Below are 14,422 nucleotides of genomic sequence, written 5' to 3' on the forward strand. Positions count from 1 at the left end.
ATCACACAATTCACAACACCACTCCTTAGGTTCGTGACGACACGGGCAAGTCCGATCAGCCTTGATGAGGGGACGAGATCAACCGCTTCGACTATCGGTTTCGGCACGCCGGGGCATCAGTCTGGCGATACCAGAAGCTTCAACCCCGCAATGGCAAACAGCGCAGAGAAAAGCCCTTGAATCCAGCGTCGAAGCCTGGTGTAGCAAGCCGTCATCCGGGCGGTCGAAAAGATGATGGCGTAGCCACCGAATATGACGACCCCGAGCAAAGCGCAGCCGCCCAGGATCGCCGGCAAGGTGCCGTTGGGGGCGTCCTCCCGGAGTCCCAGCGACATGATCGCCATCCAGGACATGATCGCCTTGGGGTTCCCGATGTGCATGAGGACGCCTTGGCGGTATAGCGGCAGATAGCGCGGCGTCGTCCCTCCGGCATCCACGCTGGTGAACGCCGAGGCCGGCGCCATGGCGGACCTGCCAGCACGCATCGCCAGATAGAGCAGATAGATACCGCCCATCACCTTGATGACGAAAAGCGCCTTGGCGTAGGTGGCCAGCAAGGTGGAGAGTCCGGTCGCCGCCAGCACCGCCCAAAAGAGCGAACCTGTCATGACACCGGACGCCAGGATGAGGGCGGCTGTGCGCCCATCACGCATTGCCGCCCCCATGATCGCCATGTTGCTCGGCCCCGGACTGGCAGCGGCCAGGAAATAAGTGCCAAAGGCGAGCGCGAGCGGACTGCCGATCATTGAGACATCCTCGAGCGCGTATCCCGAAACATATGCAATGGTTTCGGCGATCCAATCCGCTCCATGGTGTGGGATTTCTTCATCATTCCTGGAGGTCGCCGCGATAGACGATGTGAACCTTGTTCCCATCGGGGTCGCGCAGGTACGCGCCGAAATAGCCATCGCCATAGTGAGGACGCGGTCCAGGTGTTCCTTCGTCCGTCCCGCCACTCGCAAGGCCTGCAGCGTAGGCAGCTTCCACAGCCTGTTCCGAGGCGGCCAGGAAGGCGACCATGCTGCCGTTGCCAATCGTCGATGGCTCGCCATTGCGGGGGATGTAGACATAGAAGCGTGGCAGCGGTGCTGTAGCTGTCACCCAACACAGCGCCGCAGGCCCGCCATCCGGCACGACTGCGCGGCGTTTCAGGCCGAGCGGAGCGAGGGTGGCATCATAGAAATGGCCAGCGCGCTCAAGATCCTGCGCGCCAACAGTCACATGGCTGAACATCCGACCCTCCATTGCCCCGTCATCGCTGTGAGGCTGTTCGAGAAACAGTTGAATTTCGCAAACAACCCTAATGCACGTTACACTTTTGATCTATTTAAATAGTGTCACGCGACACTATTAATCAATCTGGACGGAAACCATGCTTCTCCAATCGCCCTGGATGCCGCGCCTTGCGGAGATCGAAGCGAGCGTCGCCGAGCGGCTGGTACTCGCTCTGGCCGACGACATCATCGAGGGACGACTGAAGGGGGGCGACCGCCTACCTGCCCATCGAGATCTCGCATGGCAACTGGGAATCGGCCTGGGGTCGGTGACAAAAGCCTATGCAACCCTCGAGCGGCGGGGGCTGGTGCGCAGCGTCAAGGGCAGGGGAACATTCGTGGCGATCTGTCAGGCGCATGAGGATCGGGAGATCGATCTCTCGTCCAATGTGCCGCCGGCGATGCTTACCGCCCGTCTGCTGGCGCGGACCCTGGCTGGGGTCGCGCGGAAGATCGACGCAGATCATCTCAATCTCTACTCGCCGCCCGTTGGGCATCTGGAGCATCGACGTCTGTTAGCCCGTTGGCTTGAAACGCTCGGTGTAATGGTCGATCCGTCGAATCTGGCGCTCACGAGCAACGCCCGCCAGGCCATTTCACTGGCGTTCGATCTGGCCTGTGGCCCTCACGGGGTGATCCTGACTGAAAGAGTCACCTATCCCGGCGCGATTGCCCTGGCCCGGCGCAAGGGGTATCGGATGCAAGGCGTCGAGATCGACGCAGAGGGGATGGTGCCGGAGGCGCTCGCTGATGCACTCGGTGGCGTCGCATCTACCGCCAGCAGAGCGGTCTATCTCACACCGACGCTGCATAACCCGACCACGGCAACGATGGGCATGGCACGAAGGCAGGCTATCGTCGATGTATGCCGGCGGTCGGATGCCTGGATCATCGAGGACGGCGTCTACGCACTGGGACCGCCACTTGCGCCGGCACTCGCGACCTTGGCTCCCGAGAGAGTGTTCCACGTCAATGGGCTGTCCAAGTCCCTCGGTCCCGGATTGAGGATCGGCATGCTCACGCTGCCGGCGGGAATGACTGCCGCGGCGCAAGAAGTCTTGCAAGACGTCCCCATGGCGCCGGCGCCATTGTCCTGTGCCGTGGTGGAGGACTGGCTATCCAGTGGCGTCATCGCATCCATCCCGCAGGACTTGCGCCATGAAGCGCGCCGCAGATCGAGCCTGGCCACTTCGCTCCTCGGCGCGGTCGAACTCGTTTCGCATCCGGATGCCTATCACGTCTGGCTACCGATGCCGCGCGATGCTGCCGATCGCTTCGCGACAGCGGCCGCCTCGGTTGGCATCAGAGTGACGCCCCCCGAATCGGTCCTGGTCGACCGTAGTGACCAGGCGGCCGGAATTCGCCTTTGTCTCGGCGGCCCGCCCTTCGAAGACTTGACGGAAGGACTGACGCTCCTGGCAAGGCTTGTGAGGAACAATACGGTCTCGGTTGCATGAGGTCTGGCGAGACCGCGAACAGGCACCTTCTTGTCGAGTAGCGATATGATCGGCAGCACAACGGATGTGGAGCAAACTCCAGGGAGGAGCAGTTCATGGTTCACGAGTACAACCTGGCGCTGATCATCGCAGCAGCGCTTGATGCACTTGCTGCTGCGTTGCATATCGGCGTCGTGATGGGCGGGCCGCACTGGTATCGGTTTTTCGGTGCTGGCGAGCGTTTCGCCCGCGCCGCCGAGGCTGGAAGGATGTACCCGGCGGCGATCACCATCGTGATAGCGTTGGTCCTGTTTGCCTGGGCTATCTACGCCCTCTCCGGCGCAGCGTTGCTTGGCCCGCTACCGTTCCTGCGTCCCGTCCTGGTCTCGATCTCACTGGTGTACCTGTTGCGGGGCATTGCCGGCCCATTCTTGCTGGCCGGCACCGGACGAAGTCAGCGATTCATCATCATCAGCTCGGCAATCTGCCTGGTATTCGCATTCGCCCACTTGCTGGGGCTGGCTCAGATGTGGGACCGACTGGCGTAGGCATCGCCCTGACGCAGGCTCGCGCTGAACCTGAGCCCGAAGGCTCTGTGAAATGCAGTGCGGTGGCGGACAGCTACTTCGTCAGCCCATGTAGCTAGCAGGCTGGCCGCCACAAAACCGCCTTTTTCAACAGAATCGGCCGATTTCTGCCGGTCGTAACCGGCAGAAATCGTGGTTCGCGATCGTTCATTGACCGGTCCACCTGCGGAACAGGACGCTGGCATTTACACCTCCGAAGCCAAAACCGTTGGAAAGCGCATAGTCGGTTTCAAGCGAGAGGGGGCCGTTGGTCACGATGTTCAGCCAGTCCGCAGCGGGGTCGGCACTGAGCAGGTTGAGCGTAGCCGGAGCGACCTTATCTCGCAGGGCGAGCACGGTGAAGATCGCCTCGATTCCACCTGCTGCGCCCAGCAGGTGTCCCGTTGAAGACTTGGTCGCACTGATCGCCGGTGATGGCCCGCCCTCGAAGACGGCTTTGATGGCTGCTAGCTCGCCCTTGTCGCCCACGGGAGTCGATGTGGCGTGGGCGTTCAGGTGGCCGACCTGCCCTGGCGCGACGCCTCCCTGTTGCAATGCCTGCCGCATCGACCTTTGTGCGCCGTCGCCATCTTCCGGCCCCGAGGTGATGTGGTAGGCGTCGGCACTGGTGCCGTAACCTACCAGTTCGGCTATTGGCTTGGCTCCGCGTGCCAGCGCATGTTCGAGCTCCTCGATTACCAGCAGACCGGCGCCTTCGCTCATTACGAAGCCGTCTCGTGCTCCGTCGAACGGACGGGATGCGCATTCCGGTTTGTCGTTGAATGTGCTGGCCAAGGCACGAGCGGCAGCGAATCCGGCCAGGCTGACCCGGTGGATCGCGGCTTCGGCGCCGCCGCAGAGCGCTACGTCCACTTCACCTGCCCTGATCATGCGAGCTGCATCGCCAATCGCCTGTACGCCTGCAGCGCAAGCCGTCACCGGTGTTCCAAGCGGCCCTTTCAAGCGATGGTGAATAGAGACCTGACCGGCAGCCAGATTGGACAGGAACGAAGGGATCGTGAACGGCGAGAGACGACGGGGTCCCTTGCTGTCGGTGGTACGCACGGCGTCAGCAATTGCTGGGAAGCCGCCAATTCCGGAAGCGATGATGGTGGCAGTGCGCTCTTGTTCGCGCATCGATTCCGGCGCCCACTTCGCTTGCGCCAGTGCTTCTTCCGCAGCCGCCAGCGCAAACAGGATGAAACGATCAACCTTGCGTTGTTCTTTCTGGGGAAGCACACGGTCGGCGTCGAACCCGCCAGCAGCGTCCTCCTCGATGCCAGGCACTTGGCCGCCGATTCGCACTGCCAAGTCGCCTATCAGCGCCTCCGGAAGCTGACGAATCCCCGATCTTCCTGCCAACAAGCGTTGCCAGACGAGCTCGACGCCACAGCCAAGCGGTGTGACCGCTCCCATTCCGGTAACGACAATACGCTTTCGCATGAGGGTTTCGCTCCTTTCGCTGTTTGGTAGTATCTGGATGAAGGAGGCTACTATCATAATGATAGTGACGTACAGCCTAAAATTTCTCCCTATACGAGCGGTGAGCAATCTCGATGCAGCGCAAGACTCTTCTGGATTCTGAATGCCCCATCGCGCTCAGCTTGGAGCGCGTTGGCGAGTGGTGGAGCCTGCTGATCATGCGCGATGCCCTGCAGGGCTTGAGTCGGTTCGACGACTTTTCCAGGAGCCTGGACATTTCGCCGAACATGCTCACCCGCAGGCTCAACGCGCTGGTGGACGCGGGGTTACTGGAGCGGCGCGCTTACAGCGTCAAACCGTTGCGGCACGAGTACGTTCCGACAGAGCGAGGTCGTGACCTCAAGGGTGTTCTCTTCGCGCTGATCGCGTGGGGAAACAGGCATTTCTCCCAGGACGAGGTGAGTGTCCAAGTTGTGGACAGGGCGACAGGTCGGACGCTACAGCCCATGATGGTCGATGTCGTCGAGAGCCGAGTGGTGCCGTGGGATGAGTGCGAACTGGTGCATGGGCCAGGCGCCAGTCAGGGCATGCGGGAACGGCTGGGGCGCATGAAGAAGGTTCAGGATTGAGTGGTGGCGCGTGAGCTGGCTCCGGCGCCCTTAACGAATAGCCTTGCCGAGTAAACATCCACGCTCGTAGAACGTGGACTTGCGGTAGCCCCCTGGAAGGGGACGAATCCTTCCCCGTGCATAAGGCCGCCCGTTTCGCCTGGTCTGGATCGGCTTCACCCTGCTAGCCCGGGAATTCGAAATGACGAGGCTCCTGAAATGGAGAACCTCGATCAGTCCGACAAAAACACAACCCTTACATCGCCCCAACCAAGCGCCTGGCTCAGGTCGGTGGGGGCATCCACACGGCCGAGGCGGGTATACGCGTACGGTGAGTCGAACGTCAGGTAGAAGACGACCACTGTGTCCGAGCCGTACAGCATGAGATCGCCATTGCGGATCGTTCCCGGGCGGCTCGCGTCCGTGGGCAATGGTTGCGCCAGGTCGGCGTGCTTTTCATTGCCGTTGAGCTCGGCCATGTCCAGCGTGAGTGGCAGCCGCGCGGCAAAGGCGCGGGCGGTTTCGTTGTCGGCCAGGGTGATGGCGAAGCGACGTTCGCCGACAGTCATCCACATGCGTGACGCCTCCGGTCTCCTGGACGCCAATACGGCATCCGCGGTAGTTGCAGCGGGTGAGCCCTGCGCCGGTAGTTGGCCGGCTTCGCAGCCATCCAGCATGAGCAGGCCGAGCAACAGGCACGTTACATGACTGCGCCTGTCTCGGCGGTGGCGGGGGCCCGGTCTGAAGCGATGGTGGCCTCCACGAGGGACATTCATGCCGGTCATGTTCATGGCGTTCTACTCGTTCTGCGCGACTCAGGCGTGCCTCGCAACTGACCCACGCGCGGTGACGAAGGTCAGCAGGGCTGCAAGCAGCAGCAGGGTTGCGCTCGCGACGAAGGTGCTGCGGTAACCGCTGCTGTCGAACAGCAAACCGCCCACCGTGGAGCCCAGTGCGATGGCCAGCTGGATCACGGCCACCATCAGTCCACCTCCGGCCTCGGCGTCCCTGGGCAGGGCTTGGGCGATCCAGCTCCACCAGCCCACCGGGGCTGCGGTGGCCAACAATCCCCAGAGGCCCAGTAGCGCCGCGACGGCAGCGGCCCAGCTGCCAAAGGGAATCAGCGCCACGGCGATCACCGCCATGAGCATCGGGATGATGCCCAATGTCCCGTACAGGCTGCGCCTGAGGAACGCGCCGATGATCAGGGTGCCAGCAAAGCCGGCCAGGCCGATCGCGAGGAGGATGAGTGACAGTGTGGAGATGTCGACCTGCGTCACGGTTTCGAGGAACGGTCGTACGTAGGTGAACAGGGCGAACTGGCCCATGAAGAAGATCCCGCAGCCGGCCATGCCCAGCGCCACGGATCGATCCTTGAACAGCTTGAAGACATTGCCGGAAGCCGGCGTGCGCACCTGTGCTTTCATGGCTGGCAGGCTGGCCCACTGCCAGACCAGGGCTGCCGCCGCCACCGGCACCAGGCAGAGAAAGGCGCCGCGCCAACCGATGACCGAGCCCAGGTAACTGCCTAGCGGCGCGGCAACTACGGTGGCCAGGGCGTTGCCGCCGTTGAAGATGGCCAGGGCCCGGGGCACGCGATCAGCCGGGACCAGCCGCATCGCCGTCGCCGCCGACATCGACCAGAAGCCACCGATGACCACGCCGATGAGCGCACGGCCCACCATGTACGTCGGATAGTTCGGCGCCAGCGCGACGACAGTGCCGGAGACCGCCATCAGCGCGGTCAGGGCCAGCAGCAGGGTCTTGCGGTCCATGCTGCCGGCGAGCCGCGCAATCGACAGGCTGGTCAGTACCGCCAATGCGCCGGAGATCGCGATGCCTTGTCCGGCAACGCCTTCGTCGACCTGGAGATCGGCCGCCAGCGGCGTCAGCAGGCTGACGGGCATGAACTCCGAGGCGATCAGCGCGAAGACGCACAGGGTCATCGCAAGCACGCCACCCCAATGGGCGGGCTGCGCATTTGCCTGGGGGATGGAAACGATGCCCGCCGGGGAGTCACTTGCCTGGATTTTCATGAAGCGCTTCGCTGTGCTCGGGTTACTACAGGTTGTCCTGGAAGAATCGGGTCAACGTGTCGAAGGGAATGAGGTTCACCCGGTCGTACAGGTCGACGTGTCCGGCGTTGGGCACGATATGAAGTTCCTTGGGTTCGCCGGCCAGTCGAAAAGCCTCTTCGCTGAATTCCCTCGAGTGCGCGTTCTCACCGGCGATGAACAGCATCGGCCTTGGGGAAATGCTCTCGATGTCTTCGAACGGGTAGAAGTTCATGAACTTGATGTTGCTGGTCAGCGTCGGGTGAGTGGTCAGCTCCGGTGAAGAGCCGGCCGGGGTGAACTCACCCCGCGCAGTGCGGTAGAAGTCGTAGAACTCTCGCTGGATGGGATGGGTATCGGCGGTCAGTTCATGCACGGTGCCGCTGGTGTACTGGCGCTTGCCGCCGGTGAATTCCACATAGCGCTGTTCCGCTGCGGCTGCGATTGCCTGTTTGCGCTGTTCCAGCGTCTGCGAATGCTTGAGCCCATTGCGGTTGGCGGCGCCCATGTCGTACATGCTGACGGTCGCGATCGCCTTCATGCGCGGGTCGATCTTGGCCGCGCTGATGGCGAAGCTGCCACTGCCGCAGATGCCGAGTACGCCGATGCGCAGTCGATCGATGAAAGGCTGGGTGCCGAGATAGTCCACGGCGGCACTGAAGTCTTCGGCATACATATCCGGCAGCACGGCATTTCGCGGCCGGCCCTCGCTCTCGCCCCAGAACGACAGGTCCAGCGCCAGGGTCACGAAACCCTGCTCCGCCAGCTTCTGGGCATACAGGTTCGAGCTCTGTTCCTTCACTGCGCCCATGGGGTGCCCGACGATGATCGCCGGGCTTCTTGCCGTCCTGTCCAGGCCGCTGGGAACGAAGAGATTCCCCACGACCTTCATCTGATACTGGTTCATGAAAGTGACCTTGTGCAGGGTCACCTTGTCGCTCTTGTAGAAGTTGTCCGCACCGTTGGACATGTCGGCTCCCATGGCGGCGAACGAACTGAGCAAAAGCCCAAGCAATACGAGGAATCTTTTCATCGGATCGTCCTGTTCGGGTGAATGGCCTGTCTCGGAGGCGTCAGCGGATGGCTCTGCAGCAAGGCGAGACAGGTTGGGGAGGCGTTATTGTTGCCAAGCGACGGGATTTTGATTAGCTAATGAATGCTTAATGCGGTTATAAATTTGGCTAATTAATTTCCCGCCAGGTACGTCGCCATGCCCAGGCACAACTTCAACGAACTGATGGCCTTCGTGACGGTGGCGCGCGAAGGCAGCTTCACCCGAGCTGCATCTCAACTGGGCGTCACTCAGTCAGCCATCAGCCAGGTGGTATCGGCGCTGGAGGCGCGCCTGGAAATTCGCTTGCTCACCCGCACCACGCGCAGCGTTGCGCTGACGGCTGCGGGTGAACGCCTGCTGCAAGCGATCGGCCATCGCTTCGACGAAATCGAGGCCGAACTGGATGCGTTGACCGAACTGCGCGACAAGCCGGCCGGTACGGTACGCATCACCTGCGGCGACCACATCGTCAAATCGACCCTGCTGCCGAAGCTGATGCCGTTGCTCAAGGCCTACCCCGACATCCGGCTGGAGTTCGACATCAACTACGGCTTCCGCGATATCGTGGCCGATCGCTTCGATGCCGGCGTGCGTTTTGGCGAAACCCTGGACCAGGACATGATCGCCATCCCCATCGGCCCGCACGTGCGCATGGCGGCCGTCGCCGCCCCGGACTATTTCGCCGAAAACCCCATCCCCGGGAATCCGCGCGATCTGGTGAAGCATCGCTGCATCGACATCCGCTTCCCGACCCATGGCGGCATGGATGCCTGGGAGTTCGAGCGCCGAGGCAAGAAGCTCAAGGTGCGGGTCGATGGCCGGGTGGTGTTCAACACCACACCCCATATCGTGGATGCCGCCCTCGGCGGAATGGGCATTGCCTACCTGCCGGAGGACGAGTTCTCCCCGTACATCGCTGAAGGGCGCCTGATCCGAGTGCTGGAGGACTGGTGCCCCCACTTCTCGGGATATCACCTGTACTACCCAAGTCGAAGGCAACCGTCGCCGGCTTTTTCCCTGGTGGTCGATGCGCTGCGGGTGAATTGACGGAGGAGGGGATGTTCGGCACGAGCGGACGGTGCCGCGTTTACCAAATGCATGCCTAGGGCAAGTTGTGCCGTCCCACTCTTTCCCGAGCCGTTCGCCCCAGCGAGCTGCTGTCTGGCCAGCAACAGTTGTCGGGCAATGGTTGTTGGTCACGCAGCACGCTCGGCTCCACGGAATGCCTGCAAGCCGCGGGTGACGGGTACTCGGGCGGTGGCACAAAGACTGCAATTCCCAGATGAAACGCAAGAAGCGCTGCGCAGGGCAGGGCTGTTGGACTCTCGGGAAATCAAGTGCACGCAGTCGATTACACAGTGCGAAAACAAGATGAAGCGGCAAGCGGGGAGACATTGCCCCGTTCGCTTGCGGAAGGACCCACGGCGGGTGTCCAGGCGTCCGAAATCGCCGTGGAACTGCGGGGCATTACCAAGGTGTATGAGAACGTCCGCAAGGGCACGCCGTGCAGCGCGGTGGAGCGGGTGAACCTGGCTGTTCGGCGCGGCGAGGTCCTTTGCCTCATGGGCACGTCCGGCAGCGGCAAGTCCACGCTCCTGCGCCACATCAACCGCCTGATAGAGCCCAGCAGCGGCGAAGTACTGATCGACGGCAAGGCCATCAGCGAGCTGTCCGCCCCGGCGTTGCGCGAGCTGCGCTCGCGGCGCATCGGCATGGTGTTCCAGAACTTCGGCTTGCTTCCCCATCGTTGCGTGCGCGACAACGTCGCCTTGCCGCTGGAACTGAGGGGGGAAGCGGAGGCTTCCCGGCATGCGGCGGCCGAGCTCCAGCTGCAGGCAGTGGGTCTGGGCGAGTGGGGCGACCACTTCCCCCATGAATTGTCCGGCGGCATGCAGCAGCGGGTCGGGCTGGCCAGGGCCCTGGTGACCGAGCCGGACATCCTGCTGATGGATGAGCCGTTCAGCGCGCTGGACCCGACGATCCGCCGCGATTTGCAGGCGCATTTCCTCCGGCTTGTCCGTGAGCGCGGCATCACCACCGTGCTGGTGACCCATGATCCCTCCGAGGCGCTGCGCCTGGGGGATCGCATCGCAGTGCTGCGCGGTGGCAGGCTTGTCCAGGTCGGTTCGCCCCGAGAGCTGCTGGAGCAGCCGGCTGATGCCGGCGTCGCCGACTTCTTCAGCGACAGCCCACGGCCGGAGCCGGCCCTCGCGAAGCCGGTGCAGCCAGTGTGCATTGCGGCGGATTCCACCGCTGTGCAGGCACCCTGGACGACCTGGGTGACCCGCCTCCTGCTCGGACCGGCGGCCCTCGCCGCTGCCGGCCGGAGCGGCCTGTTCTGGCTGGCGTCATTGTTCGAACTGGCGGCGCTCGCCCTCTTGGGCAACGGATTGCAGGCAAGCGGCAGCCTGGCGCTGCTGGCCGGCATTTTCCTGTTCGTCGCCAGCCGTGCCGGTGGTGCCTGGCGGTTGCGTCGGACCGGCAAAGCACCTTTCCATTCCTGGGCGTTGCCATTGGCATTGCTGTTTGCCACCCAGGCACTGACCCTGTGGCGCGCCCTCATTCCGGACCCGGTGGGCCCCTTGCTGCAGTTCCCCTCCGACAGGGAAAGCATGCTGGCGGTCGCAGGGGCCATCGACCGGCTGATCGCCTGGTCCCAGGCGAGCTTCGAGACCGCCTTCGTCGGCGTCATCGTCGTGGTGCGGAGCGTCATCGAAGGGATAGAAGGGGCGCTCGGCTGGCTGCCTTGGCCGGTACCGGCGCTGGCCTTGGCTTATGTGGCCTGGCGTTCGGCTGGGCTGGCGCTGTCCCTGGTCAGCGCCCTGGCCCTGGCCTACGTCGGGCTGTTCGGTTTCTGGGATCGCACGGTGTCGACGGTCGCCTTGGTGGGTTCATCGGTATTGCTGTCACTGCTGATCGGCATCCCGACGGGCATCCTGCTGGCCAAGCGGGCGCTGGCCCGGCGCATGGTGACCCCGCTGCTGGACGTCATGCAGACGCTGCCGACCTTCGTCTACCTGATTCCGGCGGTAGCGTTCTTTTCCGTGGGCAAGACCCCGGCCGTGATCGCCACCGTGGTCTTCGCCCTGGCGCCCATGATCCGGCTCACGGCCCTGGGCATCCAGGAGGTGCCCAAGGCCGCAGTGGAAGCGGCCGTGGCCCATGGTGCGACACCCTGGCAGACCTTGACCCGGGTTGAGTTGCCGCTGGCTGCGGGGTCCCTGTTGCTGGGCATCAACCAGACCATCGTCATGAGCCTGTCGATGGTTGTGGTCGCGGCACTGATCGGTGCGGGCGGCCTCGGCTACGACGTCATGACCGCGCTGCGCAATATCAAGGCGGGCGAAGGTGTGCTCGCCGGTATCGCCATCGTCTTCTGCGCCCTGGTTCCCGACCGGATCATCCAGGCATCCCTGCGCAAACGTCATCGGATCATCAGCCAAAAGTGAGTATTTTCATGGGTAAGTTTTTCTCCCGCGCCCTTGCCGGCGCAGCCATCCTGGGCGCGCTGCTGCCTGCGGCCACGGTGCATGCCAAGGAGCGGATCGTTATCGGCGAACAGAACTGGACGGGCGCCGTCGCGATCCAGCACATCCTCGGCGAAGTCATCAGCACACGTCTGGACGGTGAGGTGTCCTACCTTGCCGGCGACGTGCCGGTGTTGTTCGCCGCTGCCGCCAAGGGCGATGGCTCAGTGGATGTGCTGACCGATATCTGGCTGCCCAACCAGTCCGCTGCCTGGGCCAAGTACGTGACCGGTGGAACGCGCTCGCTGGTTCCCAACAAGCAGCCCTATGTCGGCGTGCAGGGCTTCTACATACCCGGCTACATCCAGGACAAGTACGGGGTGAAATCGGTGTACGACCTGCAGAAGCCGGAACTCGCCAAGCTGTTCACGCCCCTGGGCGGTGGCACGGCCCAGTTGCTGGTGGGGCCTGCGGGCTGGGAGTCCACCTACATCGGCGAGATCAAGGCCAAGGACTATGGCTTTGCCAGCAACTTCGAATCGGTCTCTACCGAAGCGGCGGTCACCTACGCCAAGCTGGATGCCGCCTACAAGTCCGAGCGCGGCGTGATCTTCTACGCCTACACGCCGGACTGGATCTTCTCTGCCTACGATCTCCGCCGCTTGGAAGAGCCGCCATTCGATGGCTACGCCCAGGACAACAAGAAGGGTGACCCGCTGTACAAGGCCGACGGCTGCTGGAAGTTCATCAGCCCGACCGTCGATGCTGACTGGCTGAACAAGAGCAGGATCACCTGTGCCTACCCGGACGCCAAGGTACACATCCTCGCCTCCGTCAGCCTGCAGAAGCGCGCGCCGCGGATTGCTGCCTTCCTGGAGAACGTGAGCATCGCACCCCAGGCGCTGAACGACCTGATCCTCAAGATCGAGAAAGAAAAGCAACCGGCCGAAGCCGCCGCCAAGGCCTGGGTGCAGGCGAATCGCGCCACGGTGGACAAATGGTTGCTGGCTGCCGGCGAAAAGGTGGCCGCGCAATGAGTCGCCCTTCGCTGACGTTGCTCGATGGCGGTATGGGACGGGAGCTCAATCGCATCGGCGCGCCGTTCCGCCAGCCCGAATGGTCGGCGCTGGCCCTGCTGGAGGCGCCCGAGTATGTGACCCGGGTCCACCGCGCGTACATCGCCTCCGGTGCGCGGGTTATCACCACCAACAGCTACGCACTGGTGCCTTTCCATATCGGTGAAGAGCGTTTCGCCAGCCGGGGCGCGGCGTTGGCCGACCTTGCCGGACGCCTGGCACGAGAAGCGGCGGACGAAAGCGGAGTGGCGGTGCGGGTGGCGGGTTCCCTGCCGCCTGCGCTGGGCTCCTATCGTCCGGACCTGTTCGACCAGGAGCGTTCCACCGCCATTCACCGCGAGCTGATTGTCGGCCTGCGGCCACATGTGGACCTGTGGCTGGCCGAGACCCAGAGCTCCATCGCCGAGGCGCGGGCCGTGCGCGAGGCTATCGGCGATGACGGCAAGCCGTTCTGGTTGTCATTCACGCTGGTGGATGCTGCGAGCGAAGCGCCCCCGCAGCTGCGTTCCGGAGAACCGCTGGAAGAGGCCGCGCGCGTGGCGCTCGAGCTCGGCGCCAGTGCACTGCTGTTCAATTGCAGCCAGCCCGAGAGCATGGGCGCAGCGCTTGAAAAGGCGCGCGAGGTGCTGGCCGGAGAACGCAGCGAGCTGCAGCTGGGCGTCTATGCCAATGCCTTCCCGCCGGTGAGGGAAGACGCGCAGGCGAACGAGACGCTGCTGGATATCCGCCCTGACCTCGGTCCCGACGCCTACCTGGGCTGGGCCCGGCGCTGGGTAGGGCAGGGCGCGGACATAGTCGGCGGCTGTTGCGGCATCGGCCCTGAACACATCGCTGAGCTGCGCCTGCATCTACTGACCCATGCATACAAGGAGGCTCTGGCATGAGCGAACGGGAACGCGCCACCTTTGGTGCCGGATGTTTCTGGCAGGCGGAAGCTACCTTGCGGAGGTTCGATGGGGTGCAGGACACCCGCGTCGGCTATGCCAGCGAGGCGGGCCGCGAGGAGCCCCTGATCGAGGTGGTGCAGGTGGACTTCGATCCGCGGCGGCTCGCCTACCCGGCGCTGGTCGAAGCCTTCTGGGGGCTGCACGACCCCACATCGCGGGATCGGCAGGGCGAACACGTGGGCGTGAAATACCGCTCGGTCATCTTCACCCATTCGCCGCAGCAGGCCGAAGCCGCCCAAGAGGCTCTCAGCCGCCAGGACGGTTCGGGCCGTTTCGCCCGTCCCATCACCACCGTCATCCTGCCCGTGGGGCGCTTCGAGCCCGCTGACGAGGAACAGCAGCGTTACCTGGAGAAGAACGGGCTCACGTCCTGTTCGATCTGACCTACGGCGCCGTGAGGGGGACGGGTTGACCTTGCGAACCCCATTGACGGTGATGCGCATTTGTTCCGCTCAACAGCCGGGGGATCTCGTGGACGCTGGAGCTTCGCTTATGGCCGGAAGTGGCTTCTCGCGTAG

At 63.5% G+C, this 14,422-nt stretch carries 14 protein-coding genes; 8 read left to right on the plus strand and 6 right to left on the minus strand.

Features of this window, described 5'->3' with window-relative positions:
* Positions 1–116: 116 nt before the first annotated feature.
* Both ACFW0H_RS12765 and ACFW0H_RS12770 read right to left on the minus strand, forming a co-directional pair.
* Positions 117–746 carry a LysE family translocator gene (locus ACFW0H_RS12765; RefSeq protein WP_422914269.1) on the minus strand — a complete coding sequence of 210 codons (630 nt, stop codon included), beginning with the start codon at positions 744–746 and terminating at the stop codon, positions 117–119.
* A gap of 82 nt (positions 747–828) precedes the next feature.
* Positions 829–1,233, minus strand: a complete 405-nt coding sequence (locus ACFW0H_RS12770) for a VOC family protein (RefSeq protein WP_422914270.1) — start codon at positions 1,231–1,233, stop codon at positions 829–831.
* A gap of 139 nt (positions 1,234–1,372) precedes the next feature.
* Here ACFW0H_RS12770 and ACFW0H_RS12775 point away from each other — a divergent pair, with 139 nt between their 5' ends.
* Positions 1,373–2,731 (plus strand): aminotransferase-like domain-containing protein, encoded by a 1,359-nt coding sequence (locus ACFW0H_RS12775; protein ID WP_422914271.1) that lies wholly within the window; start codon positions 1,373–1,375, stop codon positions 2,729–2,731.
* A gap of 95 nt (positions 2,732–2,826) precedes the next feature.
* Positions 2,827–3,258, plus strand: coding sequence for a hypothetical protein (locus ACFW0H_RS12780; RefSeq protein ID WP_422914272.1), 432 nt, complete (start codon positions 2,827–2,829; stop codon positions 3,256–3,258).
* Between the two features lie 186 nt (positions 3,259–3,444).
* On the opposite strand, the gene fabF is transcribed toward ACFW0H_RS12780, so the two are convergent.
* Positions 3,445–4,719 (minus strand): beta-ketoacyl-ACP synthase II, encoded by a 1,275-nt coding sequence (fabF, locus tag ACFW0H_RS12785; RefSeq protein ID WP_422914273.1) that lies wholly within the window; start codon positions 4,717–4,719, stop codon positions 3,445–3,447.
* A 113-nt stretch (positions 4,720–4,832) separates the two neighbouring features.
* Here fabF and ACFW0H_RS12790 point away from each other — a divergent pair, with 113 nt between their 5' ends.
* Entirely contained in the window at positions 4,833–5,327 is a 495-nt protein-coding gene (locus tag ACFW0H_RS12790; protein WP_422914274.1) for a winged helix-turn-helix transcriptional regulator, read from the plus strand.
* 212 nt (positions 5,328–5,539) lie between these two features.
* Here ACFW0H_RS12790 and ACFW0H_RS12795 read toward each other — a convergent pair whose 3' ends face one another.
* The 3 genes from ACFW0H_RS12795 to ACFW0H_RS12805 form a co-directional block, all read right to left on the minus strand.
* Positions 5,540–5,881 carry a cyclophilin-like fold protein gene (locus tag ACFW0H_RS12795; protein WP_422914275.1) on the minus strand — a complete coding sequence of 114 codons (342 nt, stop codon included), beginning with the start codon at positions 5,879–5,881 and terminating at the stop codon, positions 5,540–5,542.
* Between the two features lie 240 nt (positions 5,882–6,121).
* A complete protein-coding gene (locus ACFW0H_RS12800) occupies positions 6,122–7,342 on the minus strand; it encodes an MFS transporter (RefSeq protein ID WP_422914276.1) in 1,221 nt (406 codons plus the stop codon).
* Between the two features lie 25 nt (positions 7,343–7,367).
* Entirely contained in the window at positions 7,368–8,393 is a 1,026-nt protein-coding gene (locus tag ACFW0H_RS12805) for an alpha/beta hydrolase (RefSeq protein ID WP_422914277.1), read from the minus strand.
* A 177-nt stretch (positions 8,394–8,570) separates the two neighbouring features.
* Here ACFW0H_RS12805 and ACFW0H_RS12810 point away from each other — a divergent pair, with 177 nt between their 5' ends.
* From ACFW0H_RS12810 to msrA, 5 genes are all read left to right on the plus strand, one after another.
* Entirely contained in the window at positions 8,571–9,461 is an 891-nt protein-coding gene (locus ACFW0H_RS12810) for a LysR family transcriptional regulator (protein WP_422914278.1), read from the plus strand.
* A gap of 347 nt (positions 9,462–9,808) precedes the next feature.
* The gene (locus ACFW0H_RS12815) at positions 9,809–11,863 is read left to right on the plus strand and encodes an ATP-binding cassette domain-containing protein (RefSeq protein ID WP_422914279.1); all 2,055 of its coding nucleotides are present in this window, start codon (positions 9,809–9,811) and stop codon (positions 11,861–11,863) included.
* An 8-nt stretch (positions 11,864–11,871) separates the two neighbouring features.
* Positions 11,872–12,918, plus strand: a complete 1,047-nt coding sequence (locus ACFW0H_RS12820) for an ABC transporter substrate-binding protein (protein ID WP_422914280.1) — start codon at positions 11,872–11,874, stop codon at positions 12,916–12,918.
* Positions 12,915–13,841: a homocysteine S-methyltransferase family protein gene (locus ACFW0H_RS12825; protein WP_422914281.1), complete on the plus strand. Its 927-nt coding sequence runs from the start codon at positions 12,915–12,917 to the stop codon at positions 13,839–13,841. The genes ACFW0H_RS12820 and ACFW0H_RS12825 overlap by 4 nt, the downstream gene beginning before the upstream one ends.
* Positions 13,838–14,287: a peptide-methionine (S)-S-oxide reductase MsrA gene (gene msrA / locus ACFW0H_RS12830; protein ID WP_422914282.1), complete on the plus strand. Its 450-nt coding sequence runs from the start codon at positions 13,838–13,840 to the stop codon at positions 14,285–14,287. The genes ACFW0H_RS12825 and msrA overlap by 4 nt, the downstream gene beginning before the upstream one ends.
* Positions 14,288–14,422: the final 135 nt, after the last annotated feature.

This window comes from Metapseudomonas cellulosilytica (genome assembly GCF_049334135.1).
Lineage (GTDB): Bacteria > Pseudomonadota > Gammaproteobacteria > Pseudomonadales > Pseudomonadaceae > Metapseudomonas.

What these genes read in the sequence shown, in the direction of transcription:
- ACFW0H_RS12765 (WP_422914269.1), bottom strand. Translation starts at nt 746, where the DNA reads ATGATCGGCAGTCCGCTCGCGCTCGCCTTTGGCACTTATTTCCTGGCC.
- ACFW0H_RS12770 (WP_422914270.1), bottom strand. Translation starts at nt 1,233, where the DNA reads ATGTTCAGCCATGTGACTGTTGGCGCGCAGGATCTTGAGCGCGCTGGC.
- ACFW0H_RS12775 (WP_422914271.1), top strand. Translation starts at nt 1,373, where the DNA reads ATGCTTCTCCAATCGCCCTGGATGCCGCGCCTTGCGGAGATCGAAGCG.
- ACFW0H_RS12780 (WP_422914272.1), top strand. Translation starts at nt 2,827, where the DNA reads ATGGTTCACGAGTACAACCTGGCGCTGATCATCGCAGCAGCGCTTGAT.
- fabF (WP_422914273.1), bottom strand. Translation starts at nt 4,719, where the DNA reads ATGCGAAAGCGTATTGTCGTTACCGGAATGGGAGCGGTCACACCGCTT.
- ACFW0H_RS12790 (WP_422914274.1), top strand. Translation starts at nt 4,833, where the DNA reads ATGCAGCGCAAGACTCTTCTGGATTCTGAATGCCCCATCGCGCTCAGC.
- ACFW0H_RS12795 (WP_422914275.1), bottom strand. Translation starts at nt 5,881, where the DNA reads ATGTGGATGACTGTCGGCGAACGTCGCTTCGCCATCACCCTGGCCGAC.
- ACFW0H_RS12800 (WP_422914276.1), bottom strand. Translation starts at nt 7,342, where the DNA reads ATGAAAATCCAGGCAAGTGACTCCCCGGCGGGCATCGTTTCCATCCCC.
- ACFW0H_RS12805 (WP_422914277.1), bottom strand. Translation starts at nt 8,393, where the DNA reads ATGAAAAGATTCCTCGTATTGCTTGGGCTTTTGCTCAGTTCGTTCGCC.
- ACFW0H_RS12810 (WP_422914278.1), top strand. Translation starts at nt 8,571, where the DNA reads ATGCCCAGGCACAACTTCAACGAACTGATGGCCTTCGTGACGGTGGCG.
- ACFW0H_RS12820 (WP_422914280.1), top strand. Translation starts at nt 11,872, where the DNA reads ATGGGTAAGTTTTTCTCCCGCGCCCTTGCCGGCGCAGCCATCCTGGGC.
- ACFW0H_RS12825 (WP_422914281.1), top strand. Translation starts at nt 12,915, where the DNA reads ATGAGTCGCCCTTCGCTGACGTTGCTCGATGGCGGTATGGGACGGGAG.
- msrA (WP_422914282.1), top strand. Translation starts at nt 13,838, where the DNA reads ATGAGCGAACGGGAACGCGCCACCTTTGGTGCCGGATGTTTCTGGCAG.